At 61.9% G+C, this 15,999-nt stretch carries 12 protein-coding genes; 8 read left to right on the top strand and 4 right to left on the bottom strand.

Annotation, left to right across the window (positions count from 1 at the left end; all coding sequences use genetic code 11):
- Window positions 1-157: 157 nt before the first annotated feature.
- The 3 genes from JOD97_RS17495 to JOD97_RS33000 all read left to right on the top strand — a co-directional run bounded on the left by JOD97_RS17495 (window position 158) and on the right by JOD97_RS33000 (window position 2,353).
- Complete coding sequence (locus JOD97_RS17495) at window positions 158-1,123, top strand: hypothetical protein (protein ID WP_209720748.1); 966 nt, start codon at window positions 158-160, stop codon at window positions 1,121-1,123.
- A gap of 169 nt (window positions 1,124-1,292) precedes the next feature.
- Entirely contained in the window at window positions 1,293-2,204 is a 912-nt protein-coding gene (locus JOD97_RS17490) for a UbiA family prenyltransferase (protein ID WP_209720745.1), read from the top strand.
- Between the two features lie 14 nt (window positions 2,205-2,218).
- Window positions 2,219-2,353, top strand: a complete 135-nt coding sequence (locus JOD97_RS33000) for a hypothetical protein (protein WP_255585835.1) — start codon at window positions 2,219-2,221, stop codon at window positions 2,351-2,353.
- On the opposite strand, the gene JOD97_RS17485 is transcribed toward JOD97_RS33000, so the two are convergent.
- Window positions 2,350-2,589 (bottom strand): hypothetical protein, encoded by a 240-nt coding sequence (locus tag JOD97_RS17485; protein WP_209720742.1) that lies wholly within the window; start codon window positions 2,587-2,589, stop codon window positions 2,350-2,352. The two genes, JOD97_RS33000 and JOD97_RS17485, sit on opposite strands and share 4 nt — an antisense overlap.
- A gap of 125 nt (window positions 2,590-2,714) precedes the next feature.
- Window positions 2,715-3,236: an Lrp/AsnC family transcriptional regulator gene (locus JOD97_RS17480; protein ID WP_209720739.1), complete on the bottom strand. Its 522-nt coding sequence runs from the start codon at window positions 3,234-3,236 to the stop codon at window positions 2,715-2,717.
- Window positions 3,237-3,361: 125 nt separating this feature from the next.
- On the opposite strand from JOD97_RS17480, the gene hppD reads away from it, so the two are divergent.
- From hppD to JOD97_RS17460, 4 genes are all read left to right on the top strand, one after another.
- Window positions 3,362-4,480 (top strand): 4-hydroxyphenylpyruvate dioxygenase, encoded by a 1,119-nt coding sequence (gene hppD / locus JOD97_RS17475; protein WP_209720736.1) that lies wholly within the window; start codon window positions 3,362-3,364, stop codon window positions 4,478-4,480.
- 119 nt (window positions 4,481-4,599) lie between these two features.
- Window positions 4,600-8,175: an indolepyruvate ferredoxin oxidoreductase family protein gene (locus tag JOD97_RS17470; RefSeq protein ID WP_209720733.1), complete on the top strand. Its 3,576-nt coding sequence runs from the start codon at window positions 4,600-4,602 to the stop codon at window positions 8,173-8,175.
- A gap of 191 nt (window positions 8,176-8,366) precedes the next feature.
- A complete protein-coding gene (locus JOD97_RS17465; RefSeq protein ID WP_209720729.1) occupies window positions 8,367-8,903 on the top strand; it encodes a hypothetical protein in 537 nt (178 codons plus the stop codon).
- 62 nt (window positions 8,904-8,965) lie between these two features.
- Window positions 8,966-9,487 (top strand): deaminase, encoded by a 522-nt coding sequence (locus JOD97_RS17460; RefSeq protein WP_209720727.1) that lies wholly within the window; start codon window positions 8,966-8,968, stop codon window positions 9,485-9,487.
- Between the two features lie 202 nt (window positions 9,488-9,689).
- Here JOD97_RS17460 and JOD97_RS17455 read toward each other — a convergent pair whose 3' ends face one another.
- Both JOD97_RS17455 and JOD97_RS17450 read right to left on the bottom strand, forming a co-directional pair.
- Entirely contained in the window at window positions 9,690-12,326 is a 2,637-nt protein-coding gene (locus JOD97_RS17455; RefSeq protein ID WP_209720724.1) for a molybdopterin-dependent oxidoreductase, read from the bottom strand.
- Between the two features lies 1 nt (window position 12,327).
- On the bottom strand, window positions 12,328-13,059 hold the full coding sequence (locus tag JOD97_RS17450) for a 4Fe-4S dicluster domain-containing protein (RefSeq protein ID WP_209720721.1): 732 nt from the start codon (window positions 13,057-13,059) through the stop codon (window positions 12,328-12,330).
- Between the two features lie 182 nt (window positions 13,060-13,241).
- Here JOD97_RS17450 and JOD97_RS17445 point away from each other — a divergent pair, with 182 nt between their 5' ends.
- Window positions 13,242-15,935: a TonB-dependent receptor plug domain-containing protein gene (locus JOD97_RS17445; RefSeq protein ID WP_373999884.1), complete on the top strand. Its 2,694-nt coding sequence runs from the start codon at window positions 13,242-13,244 to the stop codon at window positions 15,933-15,935.
- The last annotated feature ends 64 nt before the right edge of the window (window positions 15,936-15,999 follow it).

Here is a 15,999-nt window from a genome sequence, read left to right as displayed (position 1 = left end):
CAGGACACCAAGCTTGGCGTTCCACCGCCGCGTCCCGCTACTCTGAAACCCTGACCATCCGTAGGCTCTGCCGATAAGCGCATGTTTTTGCGCATGCGCCTATAATCTAACGCGCGGATTTTGGTACCGCTCAGCTAACCTCCAAGTATAAAATGCTATGTCCACAACAAAAACGAATGCAGTAAACGCTTCTTCGAACATCTCGAATTGGACACCTCTCCAACGCGCTGGGATATTTGTGTTCCTCGCTACATTCGCTTTTGCAGTATTACTGGCACACTGGGGCATGACCGTAGAGGACTCGCTCGCGTATTTTAATACCGCGCGCTACCTCAGGGGCGAAGTGTCATTTGGCGAGTTGCGCGCTCCATTCCCATACCGCGTGCTTGTGCCTGCCCTTGCGGCATACTTGCCGGGGGACTTGCGCAACACTTTCGCCGGGATTAATTGGATATCCATAACAATCGCAGCCTCTGCGATAGCTCTCGTGGTCGATCGCGTCGGAGGAAGTCGCAAACAGGCTATTTTTGCCGCGCTATTGCTAATATTCTCTGTGCCGACGTTTTGGTATGGCTCCTATCTGCTGACAGACCCGGGATCGATTTGCGGTCGAGCGTTATTCGTATTGGGGGTAGTTAGCGGGCAGCCTTGGCTTGCATTAGGCGCCGGACTTGGTGCAACAGCTGTCAGAGAGGAAAATATTCTCCTTATATTCTGGTTACTGGCGTATCGCCGGGTTCCAATTTTTCCTGGACTCGCAGTATTGGTTGCTGCCGCAGGGTGGTTGCTCTTTGTCCGATGGCATTTATTTAGTGGTCTGCCTAGATATGTCTGGGTCCCTAGTCTATGGACCGTTTGGACGGCACTGCACGACGGTCGTTCTCTGCTGTCTATTGCCAGTGCTGCTGTCATAGTGATTCCGCTGGCGGCCCTTGGGATGCGAAATAGTCCTGGTGAGCTGGTTCCGCTTAAAAGCATGCTTGTTTTAATGTCACTGCCGCCGCTCTATGCCGCCCTGTCCGTCAGGATAGATGGACGAGCAATTTGGAGCTTGTACCCATTCCTGATTCCATTTGCTGTCTATGCGTTTGGCCCACGTGCGGACGCTAGACCTAAGCAATAGTTGCCACAGTTATGCTTACTTTTGCATTGCAATCATAGCTACCAGCCGAAATTTGGAGAGCGGACAGGCGGTCATGCCCTGATCGGTTTTGATATGCCCAAATTCTTATGTGTTGCTACAAAAATATATCCACATGTAGTTGCATGTGAACTCTTCCGAATAGAAAAATATGCAAGAAACGACGGTTAAAAATACCAGTGCCGTGAGCGGTACCATGTTGATGGTGCGCGCTATGCGTCCCCGGCAGTGGCTTAAAAATTTGTTGATATTCGTTCCGGTGCTCACTGCTCACTCAGGCGAACTAAGCTCGTGGCGGGCTTGCGCAATTGCCTTTGTCGCGTTTTGCCTTTGTGCGTCAAGTGCCTACCTTCTGAACGACGTCCTTGACATACGGCATGATCGGTTGCATCCCCGTAAAAGAATGCGGCCCATAGCAGCTGGTGCTATTTCCCGTCTCAGCGCGTTGTGCTGCAGTGCCCTGTTGGGTGTCGTGGGTGTGACGGTTGCGGCTTGGGGCGGCATTTCGTTGCTAAAAGTTGTTTGCTTTTACTTTGTCTTGACCGTCTTATATTCTATTTATTTAAAAAAAATATTATTAATCGATGTGGCTATGTTGGCTGGTCTATACACCATCCGGATAATAGGCGGGGCAGCTGCGACGGAGATTCAACTTTCTTTCTGGTTGCTGTCCTATTCGTTCTTCCTTTTTTTGTCGCTCGCTTTACTGAAGCGCCACAATGAGCTTGTACGACTTAAAGAAGAGAACTTGCTGACTGTACCGGGAAGGGGATACGTGCCCGCAGACAGTATGCCAGTTGCCATATTTGGCATAAGTTCGGGATGCATTTCTGCTTTGGTGCTGATGCTTTACTATAATTCTGGCGATGTGTCAAAGTTATATCCGTCGTCGCTGCCCTTATTTTTTGTGGTGCCGCTTTTTTTCATCTGGATCGCAAGACTATGGTTGTTATCTTTCCGTATGCAGATTGACGAAGATCCTCTGTTACACGTTAGTACGGACCTTGCCAGTATCACTATTATCTTGATATGCGTTGGGCTGGCGGGGTTGGCTACGCTATAGCCAATTGAGTCGTCATGCTGGACTTCTACGCCGACTGGTGCGTGGCGTGCAAGGAGATGGAGCGCTTCACCTTCTCCAAGCCGGCGGTCGGCGGCAAGATGAAGGAGGTGACGTTATTGCAGCACTTGAACAGCCATTTCGCGAGTTAGTCGAGTTTCTCGGTACCGACAAGCAGGCGGTCGAACGGTTCCTGCTTGTCGATTTCCTCTGCTTCTTGGGCTAAGGCGGCTGCTAGAGCCTGCATTGCGTCCTTGGCGGCCTGTTGTTGGTTCTTCGCGGCGATCTGCAACCAAAAATCATCGGGGTTCAGTGTCGCGCGTTCGGTGGTGGCCGTCGCAAATTCCCTAAGCACCCGGGCATGGTTCCTGAGAAATTCGATGCTCATATCGTTAACTCCACAAATCCCTTCGGTGCCTTTCCGTTTAAAAGTATAGCGTGTACGTGCAGGGACCGACGTTCTGTAGCCCTGTCATATGAAGCAAACAGGAAGGCCCGGTGCGCTGTTAAGTGCTACACCAGCGGCAGGGCGGTGGTGTCCTTGATGCGCTGCAAGGCGAAGCTCGATTTCACGTCCAGCACCGCCGGGTGGCGCAGCAAGGTCGCCATCATGAAGCGCGAGAAGTGGTCCATGTCCTCGACGTGCACGCGCAGCAGGTAATCCATCTCGCCCGTCATCGCGTAGCAGGCCACCACCTCCGGCCACTGCTCGACCGACACCGCGAAGTCGGCGCGCGGCGACGCCGGCGCGTTCTGCGCGCCCAGCGCGCGCGCGTTGCTGTGCGCGGCCGCGTCGCTGTGCTTCTCCAGCCGCACGTTCACATACGCCAGCAGCCCCAGGCCGATCTTGTCCGGGTCCAGCAGCGCCACGTACTGGCGGATCACCCCCGCTTCTTCCAGCCGCTTGATGCGGCGCAGGCACGGCGACGGCGACAGCGAAACCAGCTCGGCGACGTCCTGGTTCGACAGCCGGCCGTCGGCCTGCAAGATGGACAGAATCTTACGATCGGTTTTATCCAGCGCAATTTTGGTCATAAATCCCTCGATATTTCAGTGTTGAGGCAATATTATTGCGCAAAACGGCCGTGGACGCGAATGGTTTGCAATTTAATGCCCGGTGCACGGGACTATACTGGCGCTATTCTAACCAGGAGACACGCATGCAATTCCAGCCTTGGGACAACCCGATGGGGACCGACGGTTTCGAGTTCGTCGAATACGCCGCCCCCGATCCAAAAGCGCTCGGCGCGCTGTTCGAGCGCATGGGCTTCACCGCCATCGCCCGCCACCGTCATAAAGACGTGACCTTGTACCGCCAGGGCGGCATCAACTTCATCATCAACGCCGAGCAGGACTCGTTCGCGCAGCGCTTCGCGCGCCACCACGGCCCGTCGGTGTGCGCGATCGCCATCCGCGTGCAGGACGCGGCGGCCGCCTACAAGCGCGCGCTCGACCTGGGCGCCTGGGGCTTCGACAACAAGACCGGCCCGATGGAGCTCAACATCCCCGCCATCAAGGGCGTGGGCGACTCGCTGATCTACCTGGTCGACCGCTGGCGCGGGAAGAATGGCGGGGAGCAGGGCGCCATCGGCGACATCAGCATCTACGACGTCGACTTCGTCGCCATCCCGGGCGCGGAAGCCAACCCGGTCGGCAACGGCCTGACCTACATCGACCACCTGACCAACAACGTCCACCGCGGCCGCATGAAGGAATGGGCGGACTTCTACGAGAAGATGTTTAACTTCCGCGAGGTGCGCTACTTCGACATCGAGGGCAAGCTGACCGGCCTGAAGTCGAAAGCCATGACCTCCCCGTGCGGCAAGGTGCGCATCCCGATCAACGAGTCGTCGGACGACAAGTCGCAGATCGCCGAGTATCTCGACGAGTACCATGGCGAGGGCATCCAGCACATCGCGCTGGGCACCGACGACATCTACACGTCGATCGAGAAGATGAAGGCGACCGGCATCGCCTTCCAGGACACCATCGAGACGTACTATGAGCTGGTCAACCGCCGCCTGCCGGGCCACGGCGAGCGCCTGGAAGACCTGCGCCGCCTGCGCATCCTGATCGATGGCCACAGCAACGACAACGAGCGCGAACTGCTGCTGCAGATCTTCACGCAGAACGTGATCGGTCCGATCTTCTTCGAGATCATCCAGCGCAAGGGCGACGAGGGCTTCGGCGAAGGCAACTTCCGCGCGTTGTTCGAATCGATCGAACTGGATCAGATCAAGCGCGGCGTGCTGCAAGACCCAAGCAAAACGCCCGCATAAGGCATATAGTAGTAAAAAAGCCGCCGGTAGCACCGCATAGAACGGAGCACCGGCAAGCGCGCGGCAGGGCCTACCCGGCGCGGCCGCGTTCAGTATTTCAGAGAATATTGGAGACATCAATGAACGCACCTCACAAGGGTACGCTGCTGGACCCCGGCACCCGCTCGGACGACATTTCGCTGGACGACAAATGGACGCTGGAGCGCGGCCGCGCCTTCATGACCGGTACCCAGGCGCTGATCCGCCTGCCGATGATGCAGCGCGAACGCGACCTCAAGGCGGGCCTCAACACCGCCGGCTACATCACCGGTTACCGCGGCTCGCCGGTCACCAGCGTCGACATGACGGCGATGAAGGCCAAGAAGTACCTCGACGCCCACCACGTCAAGTTCCACCCCGGGATGAACGAGGACCTGGCCGCCACGGCGGTGTGGGGCACGCAGCAGACCAATCTTTTCAAGGACGCCAAATACGACGGCGTCTTCTCCATGTGGTACGGCAAAGGCCCCGGCGTCGACCGCTGCGGCGACGTCTTCAAGCACGCGAATAATGCGGGGAGCGCCAGGCATGGCGGGGTGCTGGTGCTGGCCGGCGACGACCACGCCGCCAAGTCCTCGTCCACCGCGCACCAGTCGGACCACATCCTCAACGCCTGCGGCATCCCGGTGCTGTATCCGTCGTCGGTGCAGGAGTACATCGACTACGGCCTGCACGCCTGGGCCATGAGCCGCTACACCGGCCTGTGGGTGTCGATGAAGTGCGTGACCGACATCATCGAATCGGGCGCCGTGGTCGACTTCGACCCGGACCGCGTGCAGATCCAGCTGCCGACCGACTTCGAGCTGCCGGCCGGCGGCCTGAATATCCGCTGGCCCGACACCGTGCTCGATATGGAAGTGCGGATGAACAGCTACAAGTGGTACGCCGCGCTGGCCTACGCGCGCGCCAACAAGCTCAATAAAATCATCTGGGACAGCCCGCGGCCGAAGATCGGCATCATCACCGCCGGCAAATCCTACCTGGACACGCGCCAGGCGCTGGCCGACCTGGGCATCGACGAGCAGGCCGCCGCCGACATCGGCATCCGCCTGTACAAGATCGGCATGACCTGGCCGCTGGAGGCGGACGGCGTGCACGAATTCGCCAAGGGCCTCGACGAGATCCTGGTGGTCGAGGAAAAGCGCCAGATCCTCGAATACGCGCTCAAGGAGGAACTGTACAACCTGCCGGACGGCCAGCGTCCGCGCGTGGTCGGCAAGTTCGACGACACCGGCGAATGGAGCAACAAGGGCAAGACCGGCCACGGCGACTGGCTGCTACCGGCCACCTACGAACTCAATCCGGCGCAGATCGCGCGCGCCATCGCCTCGCGCATCGCCCACTACTGCGACGGCCATCCGGTCGCCGAGCGCGTCAAGCAGCGCGTGGCCTTCCTCGAGGCGAAGGAACTGGCGCTCAAAACGCTGCCCACCAAGGCCAATCCGGACACCGACCGCACGCCGTACTTCTGCTCCGGCTGCCCGCACAATTCGTCGACCAAAGTGCCGGAGGGCTCGCGCGCGCTGGCCGGCATCGGCTGCCACTACATGGTGCTGTGGATGGACCGCGAAACCTCGACCTTCACGCACATGGGCGCGGAGGGCGTGACCTGGGTCGGCCAGGCGCCGTTCACCAACGAGAAGCACGTCTTCACCAACCTGGGCGACGGCACCTACTTCCACTCGGGGATACTGGCGATCCGCGCGGCGGTGGCGGCCAAGGTCAACATCACCTACAAGATCTTGTTCAACGACGCCGTCGCCATGACGGGCGGCCAGCAGTTCGACGGCCCGCTCGATCCGGGCATGATCTCGCGCCAGATCGCGGCCGAGGGCGTGACGCCGATCATCGTCGTCACCGACGAGCCGGAAAAATACCCGCATGATTACAACTGGGCGCCCGGCGTCACCGTGCGCCATCGCAGCGAATTGATGGACGTGCAGCGCGAGCTGCGCGACATGCCGGGCGTGTCGGCGATGATCTACGACCAGACCTGCGCCTCCGAGAAGCGCCGCCGCCGCAAGCGCAACGAGTACCCCGATCCGGCCAAGCGCGCCGTCATCAACGAAGCCGTCTGCGAAGGCTGCGGCGACTGCTCGGTGCAGTCGAACTGCCTGTCGGTGGAGCCGCTGGAGACGGAACTGGGCCGCAAGCGCCAGATCAACCAGTCGTCCTGCAACAAGGACTTCTCGTGCACCACCGGCTTCTGCCCGAGCTTCGTGACGGTCGAAGGCGGCGCGTTGAAGAAGCCGAAGAAGGCGGCGACCGGCGACGCTCCGGCGGCCGTCTTGCCGATGCCCGCCTTGCCGTCGACGGATACGCCGTACGGCATCCTGATCACCGGCATCGGCGGCACCGGCGTGGTCACCGTCGGCCAGATCCTGGCCGTGGCGGCGCACGTCGAAGGCAAGGGAGCCATCGTGCTGGACATGAGCGGACTGGCGCAGAAGGGCGGCCCGGTGATGTCGCACGTGCGCCTGGCCGACAACCAGGCCGATTTGCACTCGACCCGCGTCGGCACCGGCAGCGCCGACCTGGTGATCGGCTGCGATCTGATCGTCACCGCCAGCCGCGACGCCTTGTCGCGCATGGGCGAGGGGCGCACGCACGCGATGATCAACTCGACCGGTTCATCGACCGCCGCCTTCGTCAAGAATCCGGACTGGCAGTTCCCGGACGCCGGCTCGCGCGGCGAGATCCTGCGCGCCTGCGGCAACGACCACGTGGACTTCGTCGACGCCGGCCAGATCGCCACCGCGCTGATGGGAGACTCGATCGCCACCAACATGTTCATGCTGGGTTACGCGTTCCAGAAGGGGCACGTGCCGCTGAGCGAGGCTTCGCTCGTCAAGGCGATCGAGTTGAACGCGATCTCGGTCAACTTCAACAAGGCCGCGTTCCACTGGGGGCGCACCGCCGCGCACGACTTGGGTTCCGTGACCAAACTGACCACGCCGGCGAAGGTGATCGAGTTCAAACGCACGCAGACCCTGGACGATATCGTCAACCGCCGCGTCGAGCTGCTGACCGCGTATCAGAACGCCGACTATGCGCAGCAGTACAAGACGTTCGTCGACCAGGTGCGCGCCGAGGAGGCCAAGCTGGGCAAGTCGACCCGCCTGAGCGAGGCGGTGGCGCGCTACTATTACAAGCTGATGGCGTACAAGGACGAGTATGAGGTCGCGCGCCTGTACACCGACGGCGCGTTCCAGCAGAAGATCGCCGGCATGTTCGAGGGCGACGTCAAGCTCAAGTTCCACCTGGCGCCGCCGCTGCTGGCCAAGCACGACGCCAGCGGCCATTTGATCAAGCAGGAGTTCGGGCCGTGGATGATGAAGGCGTTCGGGGTGCTGGCCAAATTCAAGGGCCTGCGCGGCACGGCGCTCGATGTGTTCGGCTACACGGCGGAGCGCAAGATGGAACGCGCGCTGATCGGCGAGTATCGCCAGACGGTGGCCTCGTTGCTGCCCAAGCTGACGGCGGAAAATCTGGCGCAGGCGGTTGCCATCGCCAGCATCCCGGAGGACATCCGCGGCTACGGGCATGTGAAGGAGCGCCACCTGAAGTCGGCCAAGCAGAAGGAGGCGACGCTGTTGGCCGCTTTCGGCAAGCCGGTCGCGCCGGTGCCGGTGGATAGCCATACGCACGCGGCATAGACCGGGTCGCTTTAATTAATGTTGTGTGACAAATTGGCCCCATTTTGGGGCCTTTTCTTTATATGTATCAAATACCGTGGAGGTTTTTTTCATTTGCTCAGATGATTGTTTGACGAAAATTCAGCACCGCCGGATACTAAAACTTGCTGTCGCGTTTGCGGACCATAACGTACCGGGAATCGGGAGAGGACATGCCTAAGCGCGCGACAAAAAAGCGAACCGCTTCCCACGTCGATCCTCAATTGTTCACTGGCCCGGACGAACGCCGCGTGGCGAAACCCATCGTCGAGCATCCACTCTCTCCGGATCCTCACCCTGAACTGGTATTCGGCATCGTGGGGCCGATTGGCGTGAACCTGGAACCTGTGATTACCGTTCTTTATCGCGAGCTGCAAGCTGTGGGATACAAGGCCAAGACGATCCAATTAAGCCGACAAATAGAGATCTTTTTTGGAACCGATCATACTCTTGAAACCGAGGATAATAGAATTTCCCATTTGATGGATGAGGGAACTCGTCTTCGCACGAAGAGCGGTAGCGGGGACGCGGTCGCATTGCTTGGCATTGCGGAGATCCGGCGTATTCGATCGGAGGAGTTGGGCGGCACGCCTTCTCAAAATGCCTTCATTCTACGTTCGCTGAAGCATCCAAAAGAAGTTGAGACACTGCGCAGCGTGTATGGGAAAGCAATAAGCTTCTGTCCCGAGAAATCAACGCCACCAAACTGAATGAGCTTGTCCGGGATCTGATTTCTGGTGGGAGGAAGGCGGTCTTGCGTGGCACACGTGTAATGGGTTTGCTCGAATTTGGCCGCAGCGTCCATGCAGAGATGGCCGCTTTAATGTCTGCAGCGAGGCTGGGAATTTCGGTGAAGGACGCGACCTTGTTTTGTACGACGTTCCCATGTCACATGTGCGCGCGGCATATCGTCGCCAGTGGTATCAAGCGGGTCGTGTACGTCGAGCCATATCCCAAGAGCAAGGCCAAACCGTTGCACCGGGATTCGATCAGCGTCGATCCGGCGGTGCCATCGATTGATCTGGTGAACTTCGAACCGTTCGAAGGTGTCGCTCCGAGACAATATCAGGATATTTTTGATGCCGGCGAGCTTCGTAAGGACTCGGAAGGGAAGGCGGTGGACTGGCGCGGCAGAGGAGGCAAGCCGCGCTTCTTACGTTTTCAAAATACGTACCTCGATATCGAAACTGCTATAGTATCAAGCGAGATTCCACGCCTCATCAAGGCGTTGAACCTGGGTATGCCGGGAAGTGTGAAAGCAAGTTTGGAGAATGATCATGAAAAAGCCCAGTAGTCTTGCCAAACAAATCCAACAGGCTCAACGGGAATTCAATAGCTGGACGCCTGAGCGGCAGGCAAATGTACGGTTGGCGGGATCCAGCGCGCTGATGACGCATTACCCGCAACCAAGACCGGTCGAGCCCCAGCCCGCCAAAGTGTCAGTACGAAAAAAATAGCGGATTGGCGGGTGCCGAGCGCCAGTCCGCCATATGTAGCTACGTCACCTTGCGCAGCGAGCACACGGTGTCGAACCACGCCTGCATGCCCACCAGCGGCTGCGGGTTGATCGGCAACAGCGCGTTGATGTTGACGCCGTTGCCCTTGCCACCGTTCTTTTCGTCCCACCACACCCCGGCGTTCAGATCGTCCAGCGCCGGCGCCGGGCCGAAGCCCTTGGCCGCGTCGGGCGCGATGCCGCGCGCCGCCACCTCCACCCGGCGGCCGCCGCGGCCCTCGCTGGCGCGCCCGCCGCTGATCCAGCCCATCGAATTGGACACCGCCACCACGCGCGGGTGGATGCCGCGCGTGACGAACACCCGCATCCGCGCCGAGCCCATTTTCTCGCCGGTGCCGCGATAGGCCTGCTGGCCGGCCTGGTCCGCCGGGCCGGAACGCGGCCGGTACGTGGTCAGTTCGACCATGTCGCCGCTTTTGAGCCCGAGCTTCCTGGCCACGCCGGCGTTGATCCACATCGGATTGTCATGCACGATCTCGACCAGGTATTTTTGCGACGCGGTGCGCGCCTGCGTGTGGACGTTCCACTTGAACGTGGTCAGGATGAAGCGGTCCGCCGGCAGCTTGTGGTGCGATGGGATCTGCGCGAACGTCGGCAGGCCGTCGTCGACGATGCCCAGCGTGCTGGCCACCTGCGTGACCTCCGGCGCATGCACCTCGAACTTGCGCGACGGCGTGGTGAAGCCCCGCACCGCCTTGCCGTCGACCAGCAGGCCGACCGCCGCCTCCTTGCCCTTGTCGTTGGGACGGTAGATCACGCCGGTGCCGGCGTCGACGCGGCTGCCGGCGAGCTGCTGGTCGTCCAGCGGCTTCTGGTACACCTGGTACGGCTTCGGCTGCGACAGGTCCACATACACGCCGTAATGCTTCATGTAGTCGAAGCCGTCCTTGAACTGCCGTCCGTCCGGCCCCGTGGTCGGCAGCTTGGAGCACTGCGCGCGCACGAAGTCCTCGTGGCCGCCGAACTGGAAGTACTTGGCCTGCTCGGGAGCCAGCCGACGGCCGATGTCGAACAGCACGTCGGCGTAGCTGCGCGCCTCGCCCGGCGGCGGCACCAGCGGCTGGCGCAGCGCGACGTAGTGGGTCAGCTCCAAGTTGTTGCGGATGTCCATGCCCCAGCGTTCCAGGTAGGTCGCGTCGGGCAGGATCAAGTCGGCGTAGTGCGCCATCTCCGAATAGACCACGTCCGAGCAGGCGTGGAAGGGGATCAGCTTCTCGTCGCGCAGCACCTCGACGGTGGTGCTGCGGCCCTCGGGCCACGTCATCGGCGAGCCGATGGTGTAGCTGAGGTAGACGTCCAGCCTGGCGCGGCCCTGGCGCAGGTAGTCGTAGACGATCTGGCCGACCTTCATCTTCTGCCAGCGGTTCGCCAGCGGCCATTCGGGCGGGTCTTCGAGGTCGGTGCGGATCTTCGGCGCCGGCGGCACCGGCTGCGGCTGCGGATAGCGGGCCGCCGACAGCTTTTCATCGAGCCCGTAGCAATAGCCGCCGGGCTTGGCGATCGATCCGACCAGCGCGTTGAGCATGACGACCGCGCGTTCGGCGTTGAAGCCGTTGTAGTGCGCGCCGGTGCCACGGTTGGTGAAGGCCGCCACGGCCGGGCGCAGGCGCGCGAACTCCAGCGCCAGGCGCTCGATGTCGCGCGCGGCGATGCCGGACAGCCCGGCCGCCCATGCCGGCGTGCAGGTGGCCAGCCACGCCCGCATCGTCTCCAGCCCGGGCTGGACGAATTTGGCGACGAAGTCATGGTCTATCTCGTTTTCGCGGATGATCACGTGGGCCATCGCCAGCGCGACGGCGCCCTCGGTGCCGGGGAAGGGCTGGTGCCACTCGTCGCTGCGGCCGGCCGTGTTGGACAGGCGCACGTCGAAGGTGACCAGTTTGGCGCCGTGGTCGAAGCGCGCCTTGACCACCCGGCTGACCAGGTGCAGGCCGCCCTGGTGCGCCTCGTAGAAGTTGGCGCCGAAGTTGAGGAAGTATTTGCAGCGTTCGGCGTCGATCGATTCCCAGTCGGTCTCGCCCAGCGAGACGTAATTGGCGGCGCGCTTGTTGGAGGAGCACAGCGCGCGGTGGTTCAGCTGCACCGGCGTGCCGATCGCGCTCAGGAAACGGTTGATCTCGGCGTCGATGCGCGAGCGGCCCTGGTGCAGCGCGACGCGCTCCGGATGGCCGCTGGCGATGCTGGCCTTGATGCGCTCGGCCACTTCGTTGTAGGCCTGCTCCCAGCTGATGCGCTGCCATTTGCCCTCGCCGCGCGCGCCGACCCGTTTGAGCGGATAAAGCAGCCGCTCCGGATAGTCGTTGATGGTCGGTCCCGACTGGCCCTTGGCGCAGGTCATGTAGCCGCCCATGTTCGGGTCGAGCGGGTTGCCGCGGATTTTGATGACCTTGTCGTCCTGGACGAAGGCCTCGATGCCGCACACCGTCGAGCAGTTCAGGCACACGCTGGTGATGCGCTTGGCGCGGCGGTAGTCGTTCTTGACCTTGCGCTGGCGGCCGTCGGCCAGCGGCCGGTAGTTCATGGCGCCGGCCGCGTTGGGCGTCAGCAGGATGGTTTCGCCCAAGCCCAGCGTGGCCATCGAGCCGATGCCGCTTTTGATGAATCGCCGACGGTCCATGTCAGCCTCCCCGCGCTTTGCCGGCGCGCGGCGCGGCTTTCGCGAACTCGGACTTCAACTGGTCCCAGGTCTCGGCCTCGTAGGAAAACGGATCATGGCTGCGGCCCTTGGGAACCTTGTGCTCCATCGCGCGCGGCACCACGCCGCCGATGCCGCGGTACTGGACCAGCGGCCGGGTTTTTTCCTCCGGCTTGAGGGGCGCCGTTTGCTGGCGGTGCTTGGCGTGGAACAGACTGACCTTGCTGGCCGGATCGTTCAAATCGCCGAACGCGAAGACGTCGGCCGGGCACACTTCCACGCAGGCCGGCTCCATGTCGGCGGCCAGCCGGTGCGAGCAGAAATCGCATTTGTCGGCCACCTCGGCGACGGGGTCGATGTGGATGGCGCCATACGGGCAGGCCTTGATGCAGTCGCGGCTGCGGTCGCAGACCGCGTCGTCGATGCGCACGATGCCATCGTCGCCGCGCGTGATGGCGTCGGTCGGGCAGGCGTCCAGGCAGGGCGCGTCCTCGCATTGCATGCACAGCGTGGGCAGGAAGGCGCGCCTGGTGGTCGGCTGCTGGTTGTACGGATTGACCGCGGCGAAATCGTAGTAGTACACCTTGGTGCGGAAGTGGCCCAGCGAGACGGAGTTTTCGACTTTGCACGCGACCGAACAGGCGTGGCAGCCGATGCAGCGTTCAAGATCGACGCCCATACCCCATTTGGGGCCGGCGCTGGCGGATGTGGTCATGGATATCCCCGATAAAATGCGACGTGCCGGCGCGCGGGCCGGTGTAGCGCGATTGTAGAGCAGCGCCGGAGCGTAGCCGGCTTTCGCGCCGAAATAACGCATAAGCTTGTGCGGATTCGTTCTTTCCTTCTCCCCGCGATTGTTGATAATATGGCATCCTCACCTTCAATCGGATCACTTCAGTGCAAACACCATTTAAATTGAATCCGCTGGCGGCGGGCGCTATCGCGCTGCTGTGCGGCGCGGCCGGCTCCTCCAGCGCGCAGACGGCCGGCTCGGAGACCCTGAGCCCGCCCGCGGTCGTCATCACCGGCTCGCGCATCCCGCGCGCCACGCTCGAAGGCCCTTCCGCCGTCACCGTCATCACCGGCGACGAGATCACCAAACAAGGTTACCGCAACGTTTTCGACGCCTTGAACAACCAGGCCCAGAACAGCGGCTTCACCCAGGGCGCCGACTTCGGCAACACGTTCACGCCGTCGGCCAACACCATCAGCCTGCGCGGGCTGGGTCCCAACCACACGCTGGTGCTGCTCAACGGCCGGCGCATGGCGGACTTCCCGATCGCCTACGACGGCACGGTCAACTTCACCAACCTGGCCAACATCCCGTCCGGCGTGGTCGACCGCATCGAGATCCTCAGCGGCGGCGCCTCCGCCATCTACGGCTCGGACGCGATCGCCGGCGTGGTCAACATCATCCTGAAAAAACAGGCCGACGGCTACGATATCAACCTGAAAGCGGGCGGCACCTCGCGCGGCGGCGGCGGCGACAAGCGGCTGCAGTTCACCGGCGGCCACACGGTCGACAAACTCACCGCCCTGTTCAGCGTCGAACTGCTGGAGCGCGATCCGTTGTGGAGCCGCGACCGCGACTTCATGAGCAGCAAAACCGGCGTGGCGCCAACCTCGATCCTGGGGCGGCGCAACGTCAGCGCCGGCCGCTACGTCGATCTGGGCGACGCCTGCGCCGGCCTGGGCGACGTCTTCAACGGCAGCGCCGTCAAGTACAGCGCCAAGACCGGCAGCTATTGTGCCAGCCCGAATGTCGGCCCGACCTACTGGACCACGCAGACCAAAAACAGCAGCCAGAACGCGTTCGGCAGCGCCAACTACGAGCTCTCGCCGAGCACCACCCTGTTCGTCGAGGGCTTGTTCGGCCAGAACCGCAGCTCGAACAACACGCGCGGCCCGTCGTGGACCTCGCGCTCGCTCACCGACGCCTATTTCCTGAACCAGAACACCGGCAACTACGAGGCGTGGAACAAATACATCTCGCCGGAGGAAATGGGCGGCGTCGATCGTTACAACCGCACCTGGGACGACCAGTCCAGTTCCTTGTCGTTCGGCGCCAAGGGCCAGTTGGCCGGCAGCTGGCGTTACGAGGCGTCCTACTCGGCCTCGTTGTACAAAAGCCAGGCCAAGGCGCCGCGCGCGCTGGCCACCATCGATAGCTTCTTCCTTGGCCCGCAACAGGGCTTCGATGCCGACGGCGTGGCGATCTACGCGCCCGACCAGGCGCGCCTGACGCGCCGTTTGACGCCGGCCGAATTCGACAGCATCACCGGCTTCACACACAGCGACGACAAGTCGTGGACCAACACCCTCGGCGTGACCGCCAACGGCGAGGCGTTCACGCTACCGGCCGGCCCGGTCAACCTGGCGGCGGTGGCGGAGCTGGGCAAGCAGGGCTTCTCGAACCGGCCGGATGAACGCATCAACGCCGGCTACTTCAACCTCGCGCCGCCGGCCGACGTCACCGCCGGTACCCGCAAGCGTTTCGCGGTGGGGGTGGAGGCGAGCGTGCCGCTGCTGCCGCAATTGTCGGCCACCCTGGCCGGACGCTATGACCGGTACAGCTTCGCCGGCCGCGACGACGGCAAGGCCACCTACAACGCCGGGCTGGAATGGCGTCCCGTCAAACAGCTGCTGGTGCGCGGCAACTACGCCACCAGCTTCCGCGCGCCGGACATGAACTACATCTTCAAGGCGCGCGGCACCGGCTACTATTCGTCGACCACCGACTACTATCGCTGCGCCAAGGCCGGCCAGCCGGTGGCGGACTGCGAGTTCGCCAACGTCTCGCCGGGCGCCGATTACGTGCAAAACGGCAGCAAGGATCTGCGCTCGGAGCGGGGCCGTTCGACGGGCTTGGGGCTGGTGTGGTCGCCCAGCGCGGACTTCGATGTGACGCTCGACTACTGGAACATCAAGATCGACGACCTGGTGACCAATCTGAGCGCCGACAAGCTGCTGCGCGACGAGTCGGATTGCCGCATCGCCGGCGACCTGACGTCGCCCACCTGCGCCGATGCCATCGCCCGCATCGAGCGTAATCCGCTGACGGCATTGAACAAGCCGGGTGAGATCCGCCAGATCACGGTCAATCCGATCAACGCGGCGTCCACCAGCGTGAACGGGATCGATGTCAGCGCCAAGTATGTGCTGCGCACCACGGCTTGGGGCCAGTTCATCTCGAAGCTGAATTATTCGAAGACCCTGGACAAGAAGTCGCGCCAGTTCGCCGGCGATCCGTTGAACGACGACTTGAATGACCTGACCAACCCCGATTGGCGCGACAAGCTCAATGCCAGTTTGACGTGGAATCTGGAGAAGTGGTCGAACACGCTGTTTCTGCAACGCTATAGCAAGGTGCCCAATGGCGCGGGGGAGGCTTATCTGACGCCAACCACGTTGGTCAACGCCAGCGTGGTGTATCGTTTGAATACGCGTACCACCGTTTCGGTGGCGGTCAATAACCTGTTCAACAAGGTTAAGAGCGATACCAGCGGCGGCTGGCCGTATTATCCGGTGGGGAATTACAGCCCCGTCGGACGTCAAGGATGGGTGGAGCTGAATTACCATTTCGGTTCCTGACGCATTGGCGGATTACGCCGTTCCGGCTAATCCGCCCTACGTGGTTTCCGGGTTTCCGGGTTTT

The organism is Duganella sp. 1411 (assembly GCF_017833525.1).
GTDB lineage: Bacteria > Pseudomonadota > Gammaproteobacteria > Burkholderiales > Burkholderiaceae_D > Rugamonas.
The sequence above is the reverse complement of the archived record's forward strand: the minus strand, read 5'-3'. Positions and strand labels throughout refer to the sequence as shown.